Raw genomic sequence first — 22312 nt, 5'->3', positions numbered from 1 at the left:
ACAGTCGCGTTTCGCACTGCCGATTATAGTCGACGCGTTATGTAAATGACCAATTGCGCAGCCAGTCCAGCGTCATGATGCGATATGCAGCCCCAGCATGGCCAGCTTGCCGAAATCGACGGGCTTGGCGAAGTGCTCGTTGAAGCCGGCTTGCAGGGCCGCCTGGCGGTCGTGTTCCTGGCCATAGCCGGTCAGCGCGACGAGCAGGAATTGCTGCGGGATCGGCAACTGGCGCAATTGGACGGCCACCTCGTAGCCGCTCATGTCGGGCAGGCCGATGTCGAGAAAGATGATGTCGGGCTTGAATTCCACGGTGCGCTCGGTCGCTTGCGCGCCCGTGTAGGCGGTGCGCACCGTGTGGCCGTACATTTCCAGCAGTTCGGCCAGGGTGTCGGCCGCATCGCAGTTGTCGTCGACGACGAGGATGCGCTGGCTGGCGCCACTGGCCGCCTGCGGCGCCGGCGCGGCCGGCAGCGGCACGTTGGCGTCGAGCGGCAAGATGACTTCGAAGGTGCTGCCCAGTCCTACGCCGGGGCTGCTCACGCTGACCTGGCCGCCGTGCAAGGTCACCAGCTTGCGTACCAGCGACAGGCCGATGCCCAGGCCATCCTGCACCCGGTCGGGCGCGTGGCCGCTTTGCTCGAACAGGCCGAAGATGCTGTCGATGCTGGCGGCGGCGATGCCGATGCCGTTGTCGCAGAGGCGTATGCGCACGTTGTCACCTTCGCGCACGGCGGAAATGGCGATGCGTCCGCCCGGCGCCGTGAACTTGGCCGCGTTCAGCAGCAGGTTGGCGACGATCTGCGACAGGCGCACGGCGTCGCCGCAGACCCACAGTTCTTCCTGCGGCAGGTGCACATCGAGTGCATGGCCGCGCGTCTCGACGCTGTGCGAACTCGTTTCCAACGCGCTGCGCATGACGCTGGCCAGGCTCACGCTTTCCCATTGCAGCGAGATCTTGCCCTGTGAAATGCGCGACACGTCGAGCAGGTCGTCCACCAGGCGTACCAGGTGGTCCGTGTGGCGGGCGATGGTGCGGCGCGCATTGTCCTGCACGGCCGGCACGACGGGGTCGAGCTTGCACAGCAAGGCCAGCGCCGTGCGGATGGGGCCCAGCGGGTTGCGCAGTTCGTGCGCCAGGGTGGCCAGGAATTCATCCTTGCGGCGGTCCACGTCGCGCAGTGCGCGCTCGACCCGTCCCAGGCGCAGCAGCGCCTTGACGTTGGCGATCAGTTCATCTGCCTCGATCGGTTCGACCAGGTAATTGTCGGCGCCGCCGTCGAGGGCGCGGATCTTGTCGGCCGTGCCGATGCACGAGGCCGACGTCTGCAGCACCAGGATGGTGTTCGTTTCGGCGCCGCCCTTCAACTGGCGGCACACTTCCAGGCCGTTGATGTCGGGCAGCTTGACGTCGAGCAGGATCAGGTTGGGGCGGTCCTGGCGGGCGCGCAGCAGCGCGTCGCCGCCGTTCGACGCTTCGATGACCTTGAAGCCGGCGCGTTGGAGGATGCGCGACTTGGCGTAGCGGGCGCCGTCGCTGTCATCGACGTTGAGGATCAGAGCATCGCTATTGTTATCCGGTAGCATGCGCATTGTCCCAGGTGGTTGTGCCTTGCGGCGGAACCGGCTCTTGCCGGTGGTGTGGATTGCCGATCAGCGCGCGCAGGGTCGCCAGCAATTGCTGGCGCGACAGCGGCTTGACGTAGTAGGCGTCGGCGCCCAGGGCCAGTCCCTTGCGCACGTCGTCGATCTCGGTGGCGACGATGACGGGCACCTGGCGCCGCAGCGGGTCGTTTTTCAGCTCGGCCAGCCAGTGCCAGGCCGTTTCGCCGTGCAGCAGGATGTCGAGGATGACGGCGGCGGGGCGCTGCTGTTCCCAGCGTTCCTGCGCCTCGCGCACGCTGCGCGCGGGAACGACGCGAAACTCGCTGCCGGCCAAAAATTTTTCATACAGCAGACGGATGGGCGGGTTGTCTTCCACCACCAGCACGCCGATGCGCTGGTCGTTGCCGTTGTCGTTGGCCGGCGCGCTCGGCGGCAGGCTGCCTTCGGGCGCATGGTAGCTGGTGGGCAGGATGACGGAAAACAGTGACCCCTGGCCCAGCGTGCTTTCGACGGCCACCGTGCCATTGAGCAAGGTGGCCAGGTTGCGGCACAGGGGCAGGCCCAGGCCCGTGCCCTTGACCTTGCGCTGCAGGTGGTTTTCCACCTGGCTGAATTCCTCGAAGATCAGCTGCACGTCTTCGGCGGCGATGCCCAGGCCCGTGTCGGAGACGGAAAAGCGGATGGCATCCTGCTGCGGCAAGGGCGTGGCGCTGACGACGATGGCGCCGGCCTCGGTGAACTTGAGGGCGTTGGCGATGAAGTTGCGCAGGATTTGCGACAGCTTGCCTTCATCCGTATGGATCTGCAGCGCCGGATCGGGGTCGATGAAGGTCAAGCTCAGCGACTCGGATACCAGCAGCGGGCGCAGCATGCCGCGCAGGGCGCTGAACAGGTCGGCCACCTGGAAACTGTTGGCGTGCACGTCGACCTTGCCCGCCTCGATCTTGGCCAGGTCCAGCAAGTCGTTCACCAGGTCGCTCAGGCTGACGGCGCTTTGCAAGATGAACAGCACCTGCTTTTCCTGCTCCTGCGACAGTTCGCCATCGATGCGGTCGAGCAGCAGCTTGGACAAGGCGCGGATGGAGCTGAGCGGCGTGCGGAATTCATGGCTCATGTTCGACAGGAAGCGCGATTTCATCTGGTCGGCGCGGCGCAGGTGGTCGGCTTTTTCATCGAGTTCCGCGAACAGCGCCACCACGCCCCGGTTGGTGTCTTCCAGTTCGCGCGTCAGTTGCAGTAAATCGTCCTGGCGCGTCTTCAGTTCGGCCAGGGTGGCGAGCAGTTCGCGGTTCTGCTGCTGCACTTCGGACAGCGTGATATCCGAGGGCAGCGCCTGCAGGCTGCCCGACAGCGCGCCGATCATGCTGCCGTCGAGCAGGGGTGCGTCGCGCGGGAACAGTTTTTGTAGCGTGATGTGCGTGCCAGAGCCTGGCGCGCTGTGGATATGGCAGCGGTCCATCAGGCGCTGCGCGCCCAGGATGCCCAGGCCCATGCCCGTGGGCGAGCGGTAGCTGCCGGCCAATATTTTGTCGAGCTGCGCGATGCCGGGGCCCTGGTCTTCGATGCGGATGCTGAGTAGCTGCGGCGCCGTCTGGCCATCGATGGCGAAGTGCACCTTGCCGCTGCCCGCGTAGTTGTAGACGTTGCGCGCCAGCTCCGATACGGCCGTGGCGATGCGCACCTGGTCCTGCACGCCGAAGCCGCACAGGGCGGCGATCTGGCGCGCGCGCTGGCGTGCGCCCACCACATCGAGTTCGCTGCCGATATGCGCCGTCAATATGCGTTGTGTCATGGCGTGTCGTTCCTTTCCGCACCGGCATGCCGGTGCTCCTCATGTTCGCGCAGCACGACCACCGTGACGTCGTCGCGTCCGCGCGCAAAATCGCGGTACAGCACGGCGGCAACCAGGCTGGGGTGGCATTGCGCCAGGCCAGGATAGCGTTCCAGGTCCCAGCGTGTGTGCAGGCCGTCGCTATGCATGATCAAGGTCGTGCCCGGTTGCCACGCATGGCAGAATTCCTGCACCTTGCGCAGATTGCTGCCGACGATGCCGTTATGCGACAGCAGATGCCGGCGCTGCTGCGCGTCGAAGGCGCAGGCGGCGATATTGCCCACGCCCGCATAGCGCAGTTCGCGCCGCGCGCTGTCGATGTGCGCCACCGCCAGGGCCGCGCCGCGCGTGGTGCGCAGGGCGCCGTGGGCCAGTGCGATGAAGGGGGCGGGCAGGGGCGGCAGTCCCGGCGTGGCGTGTTCCAGCAGCGCGCTGGCGCATTCCGAGGCGCGCGCCGCCAGCGGACCGTGGCCCAGGCCATCGGCCACCAGCAAGCTCAGTTCATGGCCTTCGCAGACCACGTTCCAGGCGTCGCCGCACACCTGTTCCGAGGCCAGCGGCAGGCACACGGCGCCGATGCGCCAGTTCGGATGGGCGGGAACGGCGCTGCTGGCGTTTGGCCCCCACACCACCGCCATCAGCAGCGTGCCCTTGCCGGGCGCCGTGTACAGGTCGAATTCCTGGCTCAGGCGGCGTATCGCGCCCAGGCCCACGCCGTAGGTGCCCGTGGTGGAATGGCCATCGGCCATGTGCTGGCGCACATTGCCCATGCCGGGGCCGTTGTCGATGGCCAGCACTTCGATGCCGCTGGTGCCGCCGCGCAGCACCTTGCGCAGCAGGATTTCGCCGCGCTGCGCGTGCTTGACGATGTTGGTGGCCGCTTCGCTGATGATGATGGCCAACTGGCCCGTGCGCACGTCGTCGAAACCGATGCGGCGCGCCAGTTCATTGCCGGCGCGGCGGGCCGCGGCGATCTCGCTCGGTTCGCCGATGGGAAAACTTCTTTGCCTGAGAATGTCAGGCTGAGGTTCCAGGTGGTTCAAAACAGCTTCCATTTCGCGATGGTGACGGTGGTGCCCGCGCCGGGCGCCGTGTCGATGTGAAAGGCGTCGGCCAGGCGCTTGGCGCCGCCCAGCCCCAGTCCCAGTCCGCCGCCGCTGGTATAGCCATCGGTCAGCGCCAGGGCAATATCGTCGATGCCCGGTCCCGCGTCGACAAAGCGCAATTCCAGTCCCTGGCGCGCGCCATCGCAGACGCGCGCGATGCGCGCTTCGCCGCCGCCGCCGTAGCGCAGGGTGTTGCGCGCCAGTTCGCTCGCCGCCGTGATGATCTTGGTCTGTTCGATCAGGCCAAAACCCATGGCGACCATGCTGTCGCGCACCTGCTTGCGCAGCCGCACGACGTCTTCGTCGCTGTGCAGGGGCAGGATCTGCTGCACTTGCTGCACCCCCGCCTGTGCCTGCGCGCCCAGCACGGCGCCCCCCGTCATGCGCATGCGCCGCCCTGTTCCAGCAGCTTGATGCCCCGTTCCACGTTCAGCGCCGTGCTCACGCCTTCCAGGGTCAGGCCCAGTTCCACCAGCGTGATGGCGACGGCCGGCTGCATGCCGACCACCACCGTGCGTGCATCGAGGATTTTCGCCATCGCCGCCGTGTTGCTGATCATGCGGCCGATGAAGGAGTCGACGATGTCGAGCGCGGAAATGTCGATCAGCACGCCCGTGGCGCGGTCCGTCACGATGCGCGTGGTCAGGTCGTCCTGCAAGGTCATCGCCAGGCGGTCATGCATGTCCACCTGGATCGTCACCAGCAGCAGCCGGCCCATGCGTAAAATGGAGATTCTTTCCATAGGCGCCTCAGTGTTGCTGCTGCTGGTAAGTGATGCTGGAACCCGTGCGTTTCAGGGCCACGACGAAGGCGTCGGCCAGGGTGGCCTTGGTCATCACGTCTTCCAGGTTGACGCCCAGGTGCACGATGGTTTGCGCGATCTGCGGGCGGATGCCGCTGATGATGCAGTCGGCGCCCATCAGGCGCGCGGCGGCGATGGTTTTCAGCAGGTGCTGCGCCACCAGCGTGTCGACCGTGGGCACGCCCGTGATGTCGATGATGGCGATCAGCGCGCCCGTGTCGACGATCTTTTGCAGCAGGCTTTCCATCACCACTTGCGTGCGGGCGCTGTCGAGGGTGCCGATCAGGGGCAGGGCCAGCACGTTTTGCCACAGCTGCACCACGGGCGTGGACAGTTCCAGCAACTCCTGCTGCTGGCGCAGAATCACCTGTTCGCGCGCCTTCTGGTAGATGGCGATGGTCAGCAGGCCCAGTTCGTCGAACAATTTGCTGGTGCTGATGATGGCGTCGCCCAGCTGCTCCGGCTGCGCCGCGATTTGCTTGCGCAGGTAGGCGAACAGCGGCTCCTTCAGGGCGAACATGAAGCTGGCCGTGTCGATCGGCGAATAGCCCTGGCGCACGCGCGACTGCGATATGTCAGCGATCAGCTGGCGCGTATCGTCCCAGGCGCCACCTTCGATGTCGAATGCGTCGCCGCTGTCCAGGGCGCCCGCCAGCAGCGGCAGCAATTGCGCTGCCTGCTGGCGCAGCTCGTTTTCGGCGATCTTGTCGCGCCGCACCAGGCGGGCGACCAGGCCGGCCATCCAGCCGTCCAGCAGTGCCGTGTGGTGCTCGTTGATGATGGCGGCCAGTTGCTGCGCCTGGGCCGTGCCCGTCTTGACCGTGTCCGTCTTCATTTTCATGCTCATCCTTGGCTGAGTGGAGGGTGCGGCACGGCCGCAAACGGCCCCGCACTGTGATGAATAAATTATAGGCAGGCGTGGCTCTGGCTTGTGTTCTGTGCCGCACATAGTGGCGCATGTCGATGTACATTCCTGCTGGAAATATTCGCATCATAAAGATGTATGTGATTTGCATGTTTAAGCGAATTCCGCTACACTGGCAACACTCAACAAGAGAAACACGCCATGAATATCGACAAATTCAAACAGCAGCACCTGGCCATCCTGGCCTCCATCGATGCCCTGCGCCAGCTGGCGCGCGGCGGTGTGGCCGCGCAGGCGCAGGCCATTGCCGAACAGATCATCGCCATGAGCGGCTTGATCAAGCTGCACCTGGCCGTCGAGCAGCGCTACCTGTATCCGGCCGCGCAGAGTTGCGGCGTGGCCAGGGTGGCCCAGCTGGGCCGCCAGTACGAAAACGAGATGCACGGCATCGCCGGCGCCTACCTCGATTTTGCCGGCCGCTGGAATACGCCCGTGCGCCTGGCGGCCGAGCCGGATGCCTTCCGCAGCGAAGCCAATACCGTGCTGCACGCGCTGTTCCAGCGCATGCGGCGCGAAGATCACGAGCTGTATCCAGCCGTTGAAACGCTGGCCTGAGACCGCTTACCCACATATACACAGATACACAGGAGTTTTACATGCTGACCCAAGAACAACGCGCCATCATCACGGCCACCGTCCCCATCCTCGAACAGGGCGGCGAAGCGCTGACGCGCCACTTCTACAAGAATCTGTTCCGCGACCATCCCGAAGTGCTGCCGTACTTTAACCAGGCGCACCAGCACAGCGGCGACCAGCAGCGCGCGCTGGCGAATGGCGTGCTGATGTATGCCAAACATATCGACCAGCTGGCAGCGCTGGGCGACCTGGTGGCCACCATCGTCAACAAGCACGTGGCCTTGCAGATCCGCGCCGAGCACTATCCGCTGGTGGGCGCCAGCCTGCTGCAAGCGATCCGCGAAGTGCTGGGTGACGAAGTCGCCAGCGACGCCGTCATCGATGCCTGGGGCGCGGCCTACGGCCAGCTGGCCGACATCCTGGCCGGCGAAGAAGGGCGTATCTACAAGGCGCAGGCTGCCGCGCCGGGCGGCTGGAGCGGCGCGCGCGACTTTTTAGTGCGCAGCAAGACGGTGGAAAGCGGCGAGATCACGTCCTTCCTGATGGCGCCCGCCGATGGGCAGCCCGTGCTCGACTTTGCGCCAGGCCAGTATATCGGCGTGCTGGCCAGCGTCGATGGCGTGCCCATGCGCCGCCAGTACTCGCTGTCGGCCGCCAGCAATGGCCAGACCTACCGCATCAGTGTCAAGCGCGAAGCGGGCGGCAAGGTGTCGAATTTCTTCCACGACCACGTGCAGGCGGGCAACACCGTACAGCTGACGCCGCCATCGGGCGACTTCGTGCTGACGGAGAGCGACAAGCCGCTGGTGCTGATCAGTGGCGGCGTGGGCATCACGCCGACCCTGGCCATGCTGACGGCGGCCCTGCGCGGCAAGCGTCCCGTGCATTTCATCCACGCGGCGCGCAACCAGGGCGTGCATGCGTTCCGCGCGCAGATCGACGCACTGGCCGCGCAGCACCCGCAGTTGCAGCGCTATTACTGCTACGCGGAACATGACGGTGAGCAAGGCGCACCGGACGCCGTCGGCTTGCTGAGTAAACAGACGCTGAATCACTGGCTGCCAGCTTCGCGCGACGTCGACGCCTACTTCCTGGGGCCGCAGCCGTTCATGCGGGCCGTCAAGCAATATCTGCGCGAGCTGGGCGTGCCGGAACGGCAGACGCATCATGAATTCTTCGGACCGGCAGCCGCGCTGAACTGACCTTGTCTGCCTTGTGTTGCTCCTGTGTTGCTCCTTGTGTTGCTTCTGCGAGAAAAACCGCTGCCGTAAGGGGCGGGTAAGCCTCGCGCTGTACTGTGAACCCAAGCTCGCATAAAAGAGCAGGCTTTTACATAACAGGAGGCAACACCATGCATGACGATCTGGTTCAAAAAATCAAGGGCGACCCCAATTATCATCGGCTGGTCAGGGTGCGTTCCAGCTTCGGCTGGGCGCTGACGGGCCTGATGATGCTGGTGTACTACGGCTACATTCTGCTCATCGCCTTCAACAAGGAATTCCTTGCCACTAAAACGGGCACCGGCGTGATGACCTGGGGCATGCCAATTGGCTTGTTCGTCATCGTGTTTACCGTGGTGATCACCGGCATTTATGTGCGCCGCGCCAACAAGCAATTCGACGAGCTGACCAGCGCCATCCAGGCACGGGTGCAAGCATGAGCCGCGCCCCATCGATGCAACGCACATTTTCCTGCCTGGCAGCCCTGACCTTGCTGGCAAGCGCCAGCAACAGCGTGCTGGCGGCCGGCGCCGACCTGGGCCAGGCAGTCAAGCAACCGACCAACTGGACGGCGATCATCATGTTCGCCGCCTTCGTCATTTTTACCTTGTTCGTCACCAAATGGGCGGCCGCGAAGACCAAGTCGGCCTCCGATTTCTACACGGCCGGCGGCGGCATCACGGGCTTCCAGAATGGCCTGGCCATTGCGGGCGACTATATGTCGGCGGCATCGTTCCTCGGTATTTCCGCCGCCGTCTTCCTCAACGGCTATGACGGCCTGATCTATGCCATCGGCTTTCTCGTCGGCTGGCCCATCATCACCTTCCTGATGGCCGAGCGCTTGCGCAACCTGGGCCGCTACACCTTTGCCGATGTGGCCGCCTACCGCTTCAAGCAGGCGCCGATCCGCATTTTCTCGGCCTCCGGCACCCTCGTCGTCGTGGCCTTTTACCTGATCGCGCAGATGGTGGGCGCGGGCCAGCTGATCAAGCTGCTGTTCGGCCTGGAATACTGGATCGCCGTCGTCCTGGTCGGTACATTGATGATGATTTACGTGCTGTTTGGCGGCATGACAGCCACCACCTGGGTGCAGATCATCAAGGCCGTCATGCTGCTGGGCGGCGCCACCTTCATGGCCGTGGCCGTGCTGGCGCAATTCAACTTCAGCCCGGAAGCGCTGTTCGCCAAGTCGGTGGACGTGCACGCCGCCAAGGAAGCCATCATGGGTCCCGGTTCCTTCATCAAGGACCCGATCTCGGCCATCTCCTTCGGTATGGCGCTGATGTTCGGTACGGCCGGCTTGCCGCACATCCTGATGCGTTTCTTCACGGTGCCGAGCGCCAAGGAAGCGCGCAAATCCGTGTTCTGGGCCACCACCTGGATCGCCTACTTCTACATCCTGACCTTCATCATCGGTTTTGGCGCCATCGTGTTGGTAAGCACCAATCCCGAGTTCAAGGATGCTGCCGGCAAGCTGCTGGGCGGTAACAACATGGCGGCCGTGCATCTGGCCAAGGCTGTGGGCGGTAATGTGTTCCTGGGCTTCATGTCGGCGGTCGCGTTTGCCACCATCCTGGCCGTCGTGGCGGGTTTGACCCTGTCGGGCGCGTCGGCCGTGTCGCACGATCTGTATGCCACCGTCATCAAGAAGGGCAAGGCCACGGGCGCCAACGAATTGAAAGTGTCGCGCGTGACCACCATCGTGCTGGGTATTATCGCCGTCGTGCTGGGTATTGCCTTCGAGAAGCAGAACATCGCCTTCATGGTCTCGCTGGCCTTCGCCATCGCCGCCTCGGCCAACTTCCCCGTGCTGTTCATGTCGGTGCTGTGGAAAGACTGCACCACGCGGGGCGCCACCATCGGCGGCTTCCTGGGCTTGACCACGGCCGTCGCGCTGACGGTGGTGTCGAAGTCCGTGTGGGTCGACGTGCTCGGTCATCCGGCGGCGCTGTTCCCGTACGCCTCGCCGGCGCTGTTCTCGATGACGGCAGGCTTTGTCGGCATCTGGCTGTTCTCGGTGCTCGACAAGAGCCCGCGCGCGCGCATCGACCGTGCCGGCTACGAAGCGCAGCAGATGCGTTCGGAAACGGGCATCGGCGCGGCAGGCGCCAGCGCACATTGATGTTTTAGATAGTTACTGCAGGAAACAATGCCCGGCTTGCCGGGCATTGTTGTTTCTGGCGCGCTTACTTCGCCACGCGCAGGGGAATCACGCTCGCCGCCAGCGCCGGCACGCCCGGCGTCGCTTCGAGTATCGATGCCAGGGTCACCGTGTCGAGCACGGCCAGGAAGGCGGCTGTGGCCTGGCCCAGCTTGGATTTCAGCAGGCAATCGGGCGTCAGCGGGCAGGTATTGTTTTCCTGGTTAAAACATTCCGCCATGAAAAAATCGTTTTCCGTCTCGCGCACGACCGTGCCGATATTGATCTCGGCCGGGTCGCGCGCCAGGCGCAGGCCACCATTCCTCCCACGCACCGTTTCCACGATGCCTGACAGGCCCAGCTGGTGCACCACCTTCATCAGGTGATTCTTCGAAATCGCATGCAGGTCGGCGATGTCCTGGATGGTCACGAGGCGGTCGCGGTGCACGCCCAGATACATCAGGGTGCGCAGGGTGTAGTCGGTATAAGCAGTCAGTCGCATGGGATATCGTTCATAAAGATGTGGATTACATCCTTGTTTCAAGCCGCCAGCATACAGGAGAGTGCCCGGCCATCGCCACCGGCATGTGACTTGCACCGTGACTTTTCAGCCTGGAAAGACAAATTTGGTTGCCTTTCGCTTAAATGCGTAGTAAATTTTCATATTGTTGCCCTGCTAAACAGCTCGCAAGCCCTTTAAGGCCCTTTCGACGTGGATTTTATTGATGAAAATCAAGAGGATGGTGAGACAGTAAGGTAAATTTACTACAAAATGGATGATGGGCGTTTCCCGGGTCGGGAAGCGCGTACTACGCAATCTGTGCGGTGCCGCCGTGGCCGCCCCAGGAAATGAATACCATGCAAATGAATGAAGTGAAAGACGAGCTGCTGAGCAGCGATATCCGCCAGCTGGGCCGTCTGCTGGGCGACGCCATCCGCAACCACCTGGGCGACCCCGCCTTCGAGCGCATCGAACATGTGCGCCAGCTGGCCATCCGTTTCCGCCGCGACAATGACGAAGCGGCGCGCGCGCAGCTGTCGGACGCGCTGCAAGCGCTGTCGCAGGAAGAAACCACCCAATTGACGCGCGCCTTCAGCTATTTCTCGCTGCTGGCCAACATTGCAGAAGATCAACACCACATCCGCCGCACGCGCGCCCACTTGATCGCCGGCTCGCCGCCGCGCCAGGGTAGCCTCAGCCATGCCGTCGGCAACGTGTTTGACGCGGGCAAGGCCGATGCGCTGGAAACGTTCTTTGAAGATGCGTTTGTCAGCCCCGTGTTCACGGCGCATCCGACGGAAGTGCAGCGCAAGAGCATCCAGAATTGCCAGATGGCCATCGCGCGCCTGTTGAGCGAGCGCGACCGCGTGCAAATGACGCCGGAAGAGGCGGAGCAAAACGAAGAAGCGCTGGGCCGTGGCATCGTCACCCTGTGGCAGACGCGTTTGCTGCGCACCAGCAAACTGTCCGTCATGGATGAAGTGGCCAATGGCCTGTCGTTCTACGACCACACGATCTTGCGCGAATTGCCGAAATTGTATTCCTCGCTGGAAACCATGCTGGCCCAGCGCGATGCCCGCTGGGAAGATGCGGAATTGCCCAATTTCATGAAGGTCGGCAGCTGGATAGGCGGCGACCGCGACGGCAACCCATTCGTCACGGCCGACATCCTGCGCAGCACCCTGCAGACGCAGGCCGACAAGGTGCTCGACTTTTATCTGGGAGAATTGCGCAAGCTCGCCTCGCAGCTGTCGCTGGCGCAAATCTTGAACGCCTGCAGCGAGCCGCTGCGCGCGCTGGCAGAGCGCTCGGCCGATGCCTCGCCGCACCGCGTTGATGAGCCGTACCGCCGCGCCCTGCATGGTATCCATGCGCGCCTGGAAGCGACGCGCGTCGCCTTGTGCGGCAAGGGCAAGCCAGCCGAAGGCGTGCAACCCTACGCTGCCGCGTTTGATCTGCTGGCCGACCTGGACGTGGTCCAGCATTCGCTCGTCAGCAATGGCTTGCGCGCGCTGGCGCGTGGCCGGCTGCGCCAGTTGCGCCGCGCCGTCAAGGTCTTCGGCTTTTCGCTGGCGCCGCTGGACTTGCGCCAGAATTCCGACGTGCACGAGCGCGTCGTGGGCGAACTGTTTGCCGGCGCCCAGCCGGGCCTGGTCTACCTGGACCTCGATGAAGAGCAGCGCATCGCCGTGCTGCTGGCCGAGCTGGAGTCTCCACGCCTGCTGACGTCGCCGTATGCGCAGTATTCGGAAGAAACGACGTCCGAACTCGACATCTTCCGCGCCGTGCGCGAGGCCCACGTCAAATATGGCCGCGAATCAGTACCGAACTGCATCATCTCGAAGGCGGCCAGCGTCTCGGACTTGCTGGAAGTGGCCTTGCTGCTGAAAGAAGTGGGTTTGCTGCGCCAGGATAGCCGCGAAGTGGACGTCAACATCATTCCCCTGTTCGAAACCATAGCCGACTTGCGCGCCGGCCCCGCCATCATGGCACGCGCCTTCGGTTTGCCGTTTTACCGGGGCTTGCTGGCGTCGCGCGCGGACCAGCAGGAAGTCATGCTCGGCTATTCGGACAGCAACAAGGACGGCGGCTTCTTGACCTCGGGCTGGGAACTCTACAAGGCCGAGATCGAACTGGTGACGGTCTTCAAGCAATACCAGATCAAGCTGCGTCTGTTCCACGGCCGCGGCGGTTCCGTCGGACGTGGCGGCGGCCCCAGCTACGAAGCCATCCTGGCCCAGCCAGCCGGCGCCGTGCAGGGACAGATCCGCCTGACGGAGCAGGGCGAAGTCATCACGGCCAAGTATGCGAACCCGGAAGTGGGTCGCCGCAACCTGGAAGTGCTGGTGGCCGCCACCATCCAGTCGACCCTGCTGCCGCAGGCGCAGCTGCAACCGAAGGCTTCGGCCGGCGCGGGCCATCTGGCCGCCATGGAAGAATTGTCTGGCACGGCCCTGAACGCTTACCGCGACCTGGTGTACGGCACGGACGGCTTCGAACAGTACTTCTGGGAATCGACGGTGATTGCGGAAATTGCCGCGCTGAACATCGGCAGCCGTCCCGCCTCGCGCAAGAAATCGACCTCGATCGAGGATTTGCGCGCGATTCCCTGGGTCTTGAGTTGGGCGCAATGCCGCTTGATGTTGCCGGGCTGGTTCGGTTTCGGTTCCGCCGTGCAAGCCTACCTGGCCGCCCATCCGGCCGATGGCGCCGACGTGCTGCGCGGCATGTACACGGATTGGCCCTTCTTCACGTCCTTGCTGTCGAACATGGATATGGTCCTGGCCAAGAGCGATATCGCCATTGCTGGCAAGTATGCGGAACTGGTCAAGGACAAGGCCTTGCGCGAGGCTATCTTTACGCGCATCCGCGCCGAATACGCGGCCACGCTGGACGCCTTGAAACTGATCACGGGCCAGGCAGAGTTGCAGCAAGCCAATCCGCTGATGCAGCGTTCGATACGCAACCGTTTCCCGTATATCGACCCGCTCAACCACGTGCAGGTGGAGCTGTTGAAACGCTTCCGCGAAGGCAAGCAGGATGCGGCGGCGCGCACGGGCATTCATTTGTCGATTAACGGGATTGCGGCGGGGTTGCGGAATAGTGGTTGATTCTTTTTAACCCAATGGCAAATGCTGGGGTCGGACCTTAAGGTCCGACCCCGGTTTTGGCACCTGGGTTGGTTTCAAGTAAAACATCAAGGAGACAGCATGACCATCAAAGTTGCCATCAATGGCTATGGCCGCATCGGCCGCAATGTCTTGCGCGCGTTCTATGAAGGCGGCAAGCAGCAGGATATCGAGATCGTCGCCATCAACGACCTGGGCGATGCCAAGTCGAATGCGCATTTGACGCGCTACGACACGGTGCACGGCAAGTTTCCCGGCGTCGTCACCATCGATGGCGAGAATATGCTCGTCAACGGCGACCGCATCCGCGTCTTCGCGCAGCGCGACCCGGCCCTGATCCCGTGGGGCGAACTCGGTGTCGACGTCGTGCTCGAATGCACGGGTTTCTTCACCACCAAGGAAAAAGCCTCGGCCCACCTGAAGGGCGGGGCAAAGAAAGTCATCATTTCCGCGCCGGGCGGCAAGGATGTGGACGCCACTATCGTGTTTGGCGTCAACCAGCATGTGCTGAAGGCATCGGATACGGTCATCTCGAATGCTTCGTGCACGACGAATTGCCTCGCGCCACTGGTCAAACCGCTTAACGACGCCATCGGCATCGAATCGGGCCTGATGACCACCGTGCACGCCTACACGAACGACCAGGTACTGTCCGACGTGATGCATGAAGACTTGCGCCGCGCCCGCTCGGCCACGCATTCGATGATCCCCACCAAGACGGGTGCGGCGGCCGCCGTCGGCCTGGTCTTGCCTGAATTGAACGGCAAGCTCGATGGTTTCGCCATCCGCGTGCCGACGATCAACGTTTCCCTGGTTGACCTGTCTTTCATCGCCAAGCGCGATACCACGGTCGAAGAAGTCAACGCCTTGCTGAAAACGGCGTCGGAAGGCGCGCTGAAGGGTATTTTGACGTACCAGACGGAGCCGCTCGTTTCCATCGATTTCAACCACAACCCGGCCTCGTCGAACTTCGATTCGACCCTGACCAAGGTGTCGGGTCGCCTCGTGAAAGTGTCGTCGTGGTATGACAACGAATGGGGCTTCTCGAACCGCATGCTCGACACCACGGTCGCCCTGATGGCGGCCAAGTAACAAGAACCACCGCTGATCCAGCGCACCAGGACGGCCGGCCCACAAGGCTGGCCCTTGTAGCAACTCATTATAGAAAGCAGCACACCATGACCATGCAAGTACAGCAACGCGCCACCAAGATCGTTTCCACCATCGGCCCCGCTTCGAACGATATCGATACCCTGGTCCGCATGTTCAAGGCCGGCGTCGACGTCGTGCGCCTGAACTTTTCGCATGGCAAGGCGCAAGACCATATCGACCGCGCCCGCATGGTGCGCGAAGCGGCGGCCCTGTGCGGCCGCGAAGTGGCCATCATGGCCGACTTGCAAGGCCCGAAGATTCGCGTCGGCAAGTTCGAAGAAGGCAAGATTTTCCTGGAAAACGGCATGAAGTTCATCCTTGACGCGAAATGGGGCGAAAACGGTGAACTGGGCAACATCGAACGCTGCGGCCTCGACTACAAGGAATTGCCGCGCGACTTGCGCACCGCCGACGTGCTGCTGCTGAACGACGGCCTCATCGTGCTGACGGTCGACAAAGTCGTCGGCAGCGAAATCCACACGACCGTGAAAATCGGCGGCGAACTGTCGAATAACAAGGGCATCAACCGCCAGGGCGGCGGCCTGTCCGCGCCGGCGCTGACGGCGAAAGACATGGAAGACGTCAAGACGGCGATGAGTTTCCAGGCTGATTACGTGGCCGTATCGTTCCCGAAAAACGCCACCGACATGGTCATGGCGCGCCAGCTGGCCAATATCGCCGGTGAAGCATGGGACCACAAGCCGATGATGATCGCCAAGATTGAACGGGCGGAAGCCATTCCCGCGCTGCAAGAGATTCTCGACGCTTCCGACGGCATCATGGTGGCGCGTGGCGACCTGGCGGTCGAAGTGGGCAATGCGGCCGTGCCGGCCCTGCAAAAGCGCATGATCAAGATGGCGCGCGCGTCGAATAAACTGGCCATTACAGCCACGCAGATGATGGAATCGATGATCGTCAACGCCGTGCCGACGCGCGCGGAAGTGTCCGACGTGGCCAATGCCGTGCTCGATGGCACGGACGCCGTCATGACGTCGGCGGAAACGGCCTCGGGCCGCTACCCGATCGAGACGGTGGAAGCGATGGCCGCCATCTGCCTGGACGCGGAAAAATGGGATACCTGCAAGCTGGACGCCGATTTCCTCAACGCCACGTTCTCGCGCATCGACCAGTCGATCGCCTATGGCGCCCTGTTTACGGCCCATCACCTGCGCGTGAAAGCCATCGCCACCCTGACGGAATCGGGTTCCACGGCCTTGTGGATGAGCCGTTGCAACATCGACATCCCCATCGTCGCGCTGACCCCGAGCGTGGGCACGCGCCGCAAGCTGGCTCTGTACCGCAACGTCAGCACCCTGGAATTGACCTCCGGCACGGACCGCGACAAGGTCTTGCAGCAAGCGGAAGACTTGCTGCTGGAACATAAGGTCGTGACCAAGGGCGACACGGTCGTACTGACCTGGGGCGAGCCGATGGGCAAAGTGGGTGGCACGAATGCGCTGAAAATCATGAAGATCGGCCAGCACTGACCGTATTTCTGGCCACATTACTGGTCACATTGCTGGCCTCATCACTGGCCGACAGCCGCCTGCAGCCTTAAGAATGGCTGAAAGAGGGCTGTTGGCCACGCACTGCAATGGCAGACGCCCAATCTGCCATTGCGGTGGCCGCATTTCCGTGTCAGCATGGTTTCCCTGCCTGCCAAGGCGCATCCGGAGTACATGATGACCGAATACCTGCCTGCCTTGATTTGGTCGCTGTCGGCCTTCGCCTGCCTCTTCATTGCCAAACGCCGCTCCTTACGAATAACGGCCATCCGTGCTGTCCTGGTGGTGTTTCTGGGGCCGTTAGCCATTCCCTTCGTGCTGGCCGCCAGGCCCAGGATGCACGGCTAAGCGTGTGGCCTGTAGGCATTCCTCTTTGCTATATTCAAGTTTTTAGCTGAAAGAGTATGCCCATGAAGCGCAGCGCGACCTTGTTCCTGATGACTATTCTTCCCATGTGCGCAGCCACGTTCGCTTCGGCGGCCGAGCCGGCGCAGCGCCTGCAGCGTGCCACTGGGCTGTGGAAGGTGACGCCCGCCACTTCGCCATTTTCTTGGGAAATCTGCGTCGACCACGCGCGCGACCGCCTGATCGACGACGACCTGTGGTCCGATTTCGAGCAGGAATGCCAGATCGCGTCGCAAAGCCGCCAGGGCGACAGCTATATATTCCAGTCCAGCTGTCCTGGCGCCAAGCTCGCGGGCAGTTTCAAGGGCGACCTGGCCAAGGCGTATACGCTGACCGCCGATACCACGATGGAACTGAACGGCAAGACCGAGGTGCAGCGCACGGAACTGGCGGCCGTGCACCAGGGAGCCTGTCCGGCGGGGTTGGCGCCGGGCGCAAAGAAAATGCGCGGCGGCATGGTGATGAAGAGCTTATATCTGGACCGCTAGAAGAGCGCAGCTACACTGAAACAACAGTTTCCAGCGATGGGCGGGCGCCGGCATTGACGCCAACGGCAATGATTTGTGATAATGAGAATTATTATCAATTAGCCGCGCCTTGCCTTGCGCGTATCGGAGTCCCCAGTGAACATTGCGCAGTCCAGCGAGTCGATAGCCGGCATTTACAGCCACCACCACGGCTGGCTGATGCGCTGGCTGCGCGCCAAGCTGCAGTGCGCCGACCATGCGGCCGACCTGGCGCAGGACACTTTCCTGCGCCTGCTGACGGCGCCGCCGGAAGGCCGGCAGACCTTGCGCGAACCGCGCGCCTACCTGACCACCGTGGCGCAGCGCTTGCTGATCGACCATTACCGGCGCCTGTCGCTGGAGCAGGCGTGGCTGGAAACCCTGGCGCAGCAGCCCGATCTGCTGATGCAGTCTCCTGAAGAGCGCTTGCTGGTACTGGAGGCCTTGCAGCGCATCGATGCCATGCTCGACGGCTTGCCGCCGCTGGTACGCAACGCCTTCCTGCTGGCGCATGTCGATGGCCTCGCTTACGGGGAAATCGCGCGGCGCCTGGCCGTGAGCGAGCGCAGCATCAAGCGCTACATGGTGCAGGCGTTCGAACGCTGCATCCTGCTGATCCTGTGAGCGCCATCGATCCGCGCGCCGCCCGCGCGGCGGCGCAATGGCTGGTGCGCCTGCACGCAGGCGCCTTGAGTCCGGATGAGCAGCTAGCGTTCCAGTCCTGGCGCGCCAGCGATCCCGCGCATGCAGCGGCCTGGCAGCGAGCCGAGCTGGTGTGCGGCACCCTGGCCAGCGTGCCGCCCGCGCTGCGCCAGACGGCCGACGCAGCGCCGCCGTCGCCGCAGCGGCGTGCCGTGCTCTACGGTCTGGCCGGGCTGATCGCGGCCGGGCCGGCGCTGTGGCTGGCCAGCCGGTCGGCGCCATGGCAGGGTTGGCGCGCCGGCATTCGCACGGCCAGGGGCGAAATCCGCCACATGACCTTGCCGGATGGCACGCAACTGGTGCTCAATACGGAAACGGCCATCGACGTGCGCTTTGACGACGCGGCGCGGCTGGTCGTGCTGCATGCCGGAGAAATCCACGTCGCCACCGCGCATGACAGGGCGGTGCCCGCGCGCCCGTTCCTCGTGCGCAGCAGCAATGGCGCCGTGCGCGCGCTGGGGACGCGCTTCAGCGTGCGCCAGGGCGCCAGCGTGCTGGCGCCGCGCACGCAGGTGGCTGTCAGCGAAGGCGCCGTCGAGATCCGACCGGCGCAAGCGCCCGAGGCCTTGCGCAGGGTCAATGCGGGCCGGCAAGGTAGTTTCGATGCGCGTGCCGTTTCCTCGCTGTCGCCGCTGACGCCGCACGCTGCCGGCTGGCTGCAGGGCGTGCTGATCGCCGAGCGCATGCCGCTGGGCGAGGTGCTGGCCCAGGTGGCGCGCTATCGCGACGGCGTGCTGCGCTGCGATCCGGCGCTGGCCGCCATGCCCGTGGACGGCATTTTCCAGCTGAACGACCCGGACAACATCCTGCTCTTGCTGCAACATTCCTTGCCGATCCGGCTGGTGCGCCGCACGCGCTACTGGATCAGTGTCGAGGCGGCTTGAGATCAAGCGCCACTATTTACATTTTTCCTGTCCCTTTTTGCGGATTGCTTCGTCATACAAGGTAGAGAACGAACAATCCGAACCATCGAAAGGGTCCACATGGCTTTGCAGCACCGCAGTTTGACAACAGCACGCATGACGCTCCATCCCATCACCGGCGCCGTGCGCGCCGCGCTGGTCCTGCTCCTCGCCGTGGGCGCGGCCGGCACCGGTTTGCCACAGGCAGCACTGGCGGCCGAGTCCAGCCCGGCCGCCAGCCCGCGCGATTACAGCATTCCCGCCGGCAGCCTGCGCGATGCGCTGTCCACGTTTGCCATCGCCGCCGGGATCAACCTGTCCATGCAGGGCGTAGTGCTCGACGGCCTGGCGACGCCGGGCTTGCAGGGCCGCCATGGCGTCTCCGCCGGCCTGCAAAAACTGCTGCAGGGCAGCGGACTCGAAGTGCTTGCAAATGGCAATGGCAATTACCTGTTGCGTAAAATCAGTAGCAGTACGGCCGATGGCGGTCTGGACAGCATGCCCGCCGTGGTCGTCAGCGCCGAGGCAGACCGTGGCACGGAAGGCACGGGGCTGTATACATCGCGGAATATGTCGACGGCCACGGGCTTGAACCTGTCGCAGCGCCACACGCCGCAAACGGTCAGCGTGATTTCGCGCCAGCAAATGGAAGATTTCGATTTGACCACCTTGCAGGACGTGGCGCGCGCCACGCCCGGCCTGTATGGCAAGACGCAGGGCGTGTCCGACCAGGAAACCACGTATTTCGCGCGCGGTTTTGCCTTGAGCCACGTGAATGTCGATGGCTTGCCGCTCGATGTCACGGGTTTCAATGAGCGCAACGTCTCGGCCGACATGCTGATGTACGACCGCGTGGAAGTGGTGCGCGGCGCCACCGGGCTGATGGAAGGGGCGGGCGCGCCGTCGGGCAGCATCAACATGATACGCAAGCGCCCCACGGCCACGCCCTTGCTCAATGCGTCCGCTCACCTGGGCAGCTGGAAGGACCGGCAAATGACGGTCGATGCCAGCAATGCCCTGAACGACTCGGGCAGCCTGCGCGGGCGCGTGGCGGCCAGCTGGCGCGACAGCGACAGCTTTGTCGACGTGGTCAACAATACCAATGGCACCGTGTATGCGATCATCGAGGCGGATCTGACGCCGTCGACCACGGCCGGCATCGGCTTCTCGCGCCAGCACAGCCGCACCGACGGCGTGTTCGTCGGCTTGCCGACCTTGCCCGACGGCCGCCACATGGACTTGCCCCGCTCGACTTTCCTGAACAATGCCGACTCGTTCCAGAAACGCGACAACAACGTCGTCTTCGCCGACCTGGAAACCAAGCTGGAGCAGGGCTGGCGCAGCCGCTTTGCCATCACGCACATCGATGCCTCGTCGAGCACGCGCAATACCACCAACAGCCGTGTCGCTGGCGAAACGTATTTGCTGGAACAGTCGGAAACGGGCTGGAAGTACAACACGCAACAAGTGGTGGCCGACTGGCGCTTGAGCGGCCCCGTCACCTGGTTCGGCCGCCAGCATGACGTCATCGTCGGCGCCAGCTACCGCCATGACGATTCGGACGCGGGCCAGAGCTGGGAAGGCGCGGAAAAGCGCGTGTTCGATCTGCGCCAGTGGAATCCGCGCGCTTACCGAATGAACGGCGCGCCGTTCGAGCCGTACAACTGGGGCCGCAAGACGGACGAGAAAGGCATTTATGCGGCCGGCAACTTCAGCCTGGCCGATCCGCTGCGCCTGGTGCTGGGCGGGCGCTTCGGCTGGTATGCGCAGGATGTCACGGGCTGGTATGCCAGCAAGCCGACGTGGCGCCGCGACCTGACGGAAAACGCGAAGTTTACGCCGTACGCGGGTCTGGTCTACGACCTGGACGCGCACCATTCCGTGTATGCGAGCGGCACGCAAATCTTCCAGCCGCAAAGCGTGCTCGATGTACAGGGCAATAGCTTGCCGCCGTTGAGCGGCACCAACCTGGAAGCGGGCGTCAAGGGAGAATATTTCGGCGGCAGGCTCAATGCCAGCGGCGCCCTGTTCCGCATCAAGCAGAATAACCGCGCCATGGCCGATGAAGTCAATTGCCCCACGGGTGGCGCCATCTATTGCGCCCGCGCGGCCGGGCAGGTCAAAAGCGAAGGCGTCGACTTGCAGTTGTCGGGCTCGCCTCTGCCGGGCTGGCAGATCGCGGGCGGCTACACCTATGTGCTGGCCAAGTACACGAAAGACAGCGTGGCGGCGAATATCGGCCAGCGCATCGCCACCGATGAGCCGAAGCAATTGTTCAAGCTGTACACGACGGTGCAGCTGAGCGGCAGCCTGGCAAAATGGAACCTCGGCGCCTCCGTCTACGCCCAGGACAAGATCGACCGCCGCGACACGGCTTACCTGACGCAGCAGGGCGGCTACGCCATCGTCGGCCTGACGGCCGGCTACCGCCTCAGCGAGCAGGTACAGCTGCGCGTGAGTGTCGACAACGTGCTCGATCGTCGCTACTACCAGGGCCTTGGCTATGCCTGGTCGGGCGGGCTGGAACGCTACGGCGCGCCGCGCAGCGTGCTGCTGTCCCTGAACTACAAGCTGTAGCCGCTGCGCCAGCGGAGCGCGCCCGTGCGGGCGCCTCTGCTACACTGCCGCCGTCTTCACTTTCACACTGTTCCCATGTCCGCCACGCCAGTCCTGACGCCCCTGAAAAGCGCTTTCCAGCAATCGCGCAACGAGAATAACATCGAGCTGATCCTGCCCGAACTGCTGGCCGCGCAATTGCACGTCGTCATCGGCGGACAAAGCGAGCAGATCGACCTGTTCCTCGTGCCGTCGCCGAACCCGGAGCGCCAGTGCGTGACGGTGGCGGAAGACCCGGCTTTCCTGGCCGGCATCGCGTTTCCCAAGGTTCCCGTCACGGGGGCGCAGCTGATTGCGTCGATTCCGCCCGAGATCGAGATCGTTATCCTGCATGGCGATGGCGCCAACTACCTGACGCGCGAGCAATTGGCGTGGTTCCGCAGCATGCTGGCATCGAACGCCTGAGCGGCGGGCCGCTGTCGCACCAGGGCTGCAGAACATTGCCTTTCTTGCCATCACATTGTTGAAGTCCTATGAATATGTTCGCAAAGCAACTATACTCATGGCTCTTTAAAAAATCATCGTCACGCTGGCGGCCAGCTATCCGCGCCAGAGTTCGTACGTATTTCGCTTGTTCTCTCTGAACGGGCACCTTTCCCCCGCGCGGCAGGCGCGGGCGTGATGACCGAGCCTTGCCCTGGTCGATTGCTGCCGTTGTCATTTTCGCTGTGTTGCCGCTTTGCTAAAAG

General features: G+C 63.5%; 20 protein-coding genes. 13 read left to right on the top strand and 7 right to left on the bottom strand.

Annotated elements, in window-relative coordinates; translation table 11 throughout:
• Positions 1–72: 72 nt before the first annotated feature.
• Genes C8C92_RS16330 through C8C92_RS16305 form a run of 6 tightly spaced genes read right to left on the bottom strand, consistent with a single transcriptional unit; the run spans position 73 to position 6185 of the window.
• Entirely contained in the window at positions 73–1587 is a 1515-nt protein-coding gene (locus tag C8C92_RS16330; RefSeq protein WP_116745991.1) for a response regulator, read from the bottom strand.
• Positions 1574–3397 (bottom strand): ATP-binding protein, encoded by a 1824-nt coding sequence (locus C8C92_RS16325; protein ID WP_116744596.1) that lies wholly within the window; start codon positions 3395–3397, stop codon positions 1574–1576. The genes C8C92_RS16330 and C8C92_RS16325 overlap by 14 nt, the downstream gene beginning before the upstream one ends.
• The gene (locus tag C8C92_RS16320) at positions 3394–4479 is read right to left on the bottom strand and encodes an ATP-binding SpoIIE family protein phosphatase (RefSeq protein ID WP_243420245.1); all 1086 of its coding nucleotides are present in this window, start codon (positions 4477–4479) and stop codon (positions 3394–3396) included. The genes C8C92_RS16325 and C8C92_RS16320 overlap by 4 nt, the downstream gene beginning before the upstream one ends.
• Positions 4476–4925 carry an ATP-binding protein gene (locus tag C8C92_RS16315; protein ID WP_116745990.1) on the bottom strand — a complete coding sequence of 150 codons (450 nt, stop codon included), beginning with the start codon at positions 4923–4925 and terminating at the stop codon, positions 4476–4478. Before C8C92_RS16315 ends, C8C92_RS16320 begins: the two co-directional genes overlap by 4 nt.
• Positions 4922–5284, bottom strand: a complete 363-nt coding sequence (locus tag C8C92_RS16310) for an STAS domain-containing protein (protein WP_116744594.1) — start codon at positions 5282–5284, stop codon at positions 4922–4924. Before C8C92_RS16310 ends, C8C92_RS16315 begins: the two co-directional genes overlap by 4 nt.
• Positions 5285–5291: 7 nt before the next feature.
• Positions 5292–6185 (bottom strand): STAS domain-containing protein, encoded by an 894-nt coding sequence (locus C8C92_RS16305; protein ID WP_243420244.1) that lies wholly within the window; start codon positions 6183–6185, stop codon positions 5292–5294.
• Positions 6186–6410: 225 nt separating this feature from the next.
• Between C8C92_RS16305 and C8C92_RS16300 the strand changes: the two genes are divergently transcribed.
• The 4 genes from C8C92_RS16300 to C8C92_RS16285 all read left to right on the top strand — a co-directional run bounded on the left by C8C92_RS16300 (position 6411) and on the right by C8C92_RS16285 (position 10187).
• Complete coding sequence (locus C8C92_RS16300) at positions 6411–6824, top strand: hemerythrin domain-containing protein (RefSeq protein ID WP_116744592.1); 414 nt, start codon at positions 6411–6413, stop codon at positions 6822–6824.
• 41 nt (positions 6825–6865) lie between these two features.
• The gene (gene hmpA / locus C8C92_RS16295) at positions 6866–8047 is read left to right on the top strand and encodes an NO-inducible flavohemoprotein (RefSeq protein ID WP_116744591.1); all 1182 of its coding nucleotides are present in this window, start codon (positions 6866–6868) and stop codon (positions 8045–8047) included.
• A 149-nt stretch (positions 8048–8196) separates the two neighbouring features.
• Positions 8197–8505, top strand: a complete 309-nt coding sequence (locus tag C8C92_RS16290; RefSeq protein WP_099763579.1) for a DUF485 domain-containing protein — start codon at positions 8197–8199, stop codon at positions 8503–8505.
• A complete protein-coding gene (locus tag C8C92_RS16285) occupies positions 8502–10187 on the top strand; it encodes a cation acetate symporter (RefSeq protein WP_243420243.1) in 1686 nt (561 codons plus the stop codon). Before C8C92_RS16290 ends, C8C92_RS16285 begins: the two co-directional genes overlap by 4 nt.
• A 64-nt stretch (positions 10188–10251) precedes the next feature.
• Here C8C92_RS16285 and C8C92_RS16280 read toward each other — a convergent pair whose 3' ends face one another.
• Positions 10252–10707 (bottom strand): Rrf2 family transcriptional regulator, encoded by a 456-nt coding sequence (locus C8C92_RS16280; RefSeq protein WP_116744590.1) that lies wholly within the window; start codon positions 10705–10707, stop codon positions 10252–10254.
• Positions 10708–11063: 356 nt separating this feature from the next.
• Between C8C92_RS16280 and ppc the strand changes: the two genes are divergently transcribed.
• The 9 genes from ppc (at position 11064) to C8C92_RS16235 (ending at position 22028) form a co-directional block, all read left to right on the top strand.
• A complete protein-coding gene (gene ppc / locus C8C92_RS16275; RefSeq protein ID WP_207781014.1) occupies positions 11064–13817 on the top strand; it encodes a phosphoenolpyruvate carboxylase in 2754 nt (917 codons plus the stop codon).
• A 99-nt stretch (positions 13818–13916) separates the two neighbouring features.
• The gene (gene gap, locus C8C92_RS16270; RefSeq protein ID WP_116744589.1) at positions 13917–14927 is read left to right on the top strand and encodes a type I glyceraldehyde-3-phosphate dehydrogenase; all 1011 of its coding nucleotides are present in this window, start codon (positions 13917–13919) and stop codon (positions 14925–14927) included.
• Positions 14928–15013: 86 nt separating this feature from the next.
• Positions 15014–16474: a pyruvate kinase gene (pyk, locus tag C8C92_RS16265; protein ID WP_180287922.1), complete on the top strand. Its 1461-nt coding sequence runs from the start codon at positions 15014–15016 to the stop codon at positions 16472–16474.
• 195 nt (positions 16475–16669) lie between these two features.
• Positions 16670–16840 carry a hypothetical protein gene (locus tag C8C92_RS27500; RefSeq protein WP_165829463.1) on the top strand — a complete coding sequence of 57 codons (171 nt, stop codon included), beginning with the start codon at positions 16670–16672 and terminating at the stop codon, positions 16838–16840.
• A 62-nt stretch (positions 16841–16902) separates the two neighbouring features.
• Entirely contained in the window at positions 16903–17385 is a 483-nt protein-coding gene (locus C8C92_RS16255) for a DUF3617 family protein (protein WP_116745988.1), read from the top strand.
• 135 nt (positions 17386–17520) lie between these two features.
• Positions 17521–18027 carry a sigma-70 family RNA polymerase sigma factor gene (locus C8C92_RS16250; RefSeq protein ID WP_116744587.1) on the top strand — a complete coding sequence of 169 codons (507 nt, stop codon included), beginning with the start codon at positions 17521–17523 and terminating at the stop codon, positions 18025–18027.
• Complete coding sequence (locus C8C92_RS16245; protein ID WP_116744586.1) at positions 18024–18989, top strand: FecR domain-containing protein; 966 nt, start codon at positions 18024–18026, stop codon at positions 18987–18989. Before C8C92_RS16250 ends, C8C92_RS16245 begins: the two co-directional genes overlap by 4 nt.
• A 135-nt stretch (positions 18990–19124) precedes the next feature.
• A complete protein-coding gene (locus tag C8C92_RS16240) occupies positions 19125–21584 on the top strand; it encodes a TonB-dependent receptor (RefSeq protein WP_243420242.1) in 2460 nt (819 codons plus the stop codon).
• A 75-nt stretch (positions 21585–21659) separates the two neighbouring features.
• Positions 21660–22028 carry a hypothetical protein gene (locus tag C8C92_RS16235; RefSeq protein ID WP_116744584.1) on the top strand — a complete coding sequence of 123 codons (369 nt, stop codon included), beginning with the start codon at positions 21660–21662 and terminating at the stop codon, positions 22026–22028.
• Positions 22029–22312: the final 284 nt, after the last annotated feature.

Origin of the sequence: Janthinobacterium sp. 78, from assembly GCF_003096775.1 — a bacterium.
GTDB lineage: Bacteria > Pseudomonadota > Gammaproteobacteria > Burkholderiales > Burkholderiaceae_D > Janthinobacterium > Janthinobacterium tructae.
This window is presented reverse-complemented; position numbering and strand designations above follow the sequence as displayed.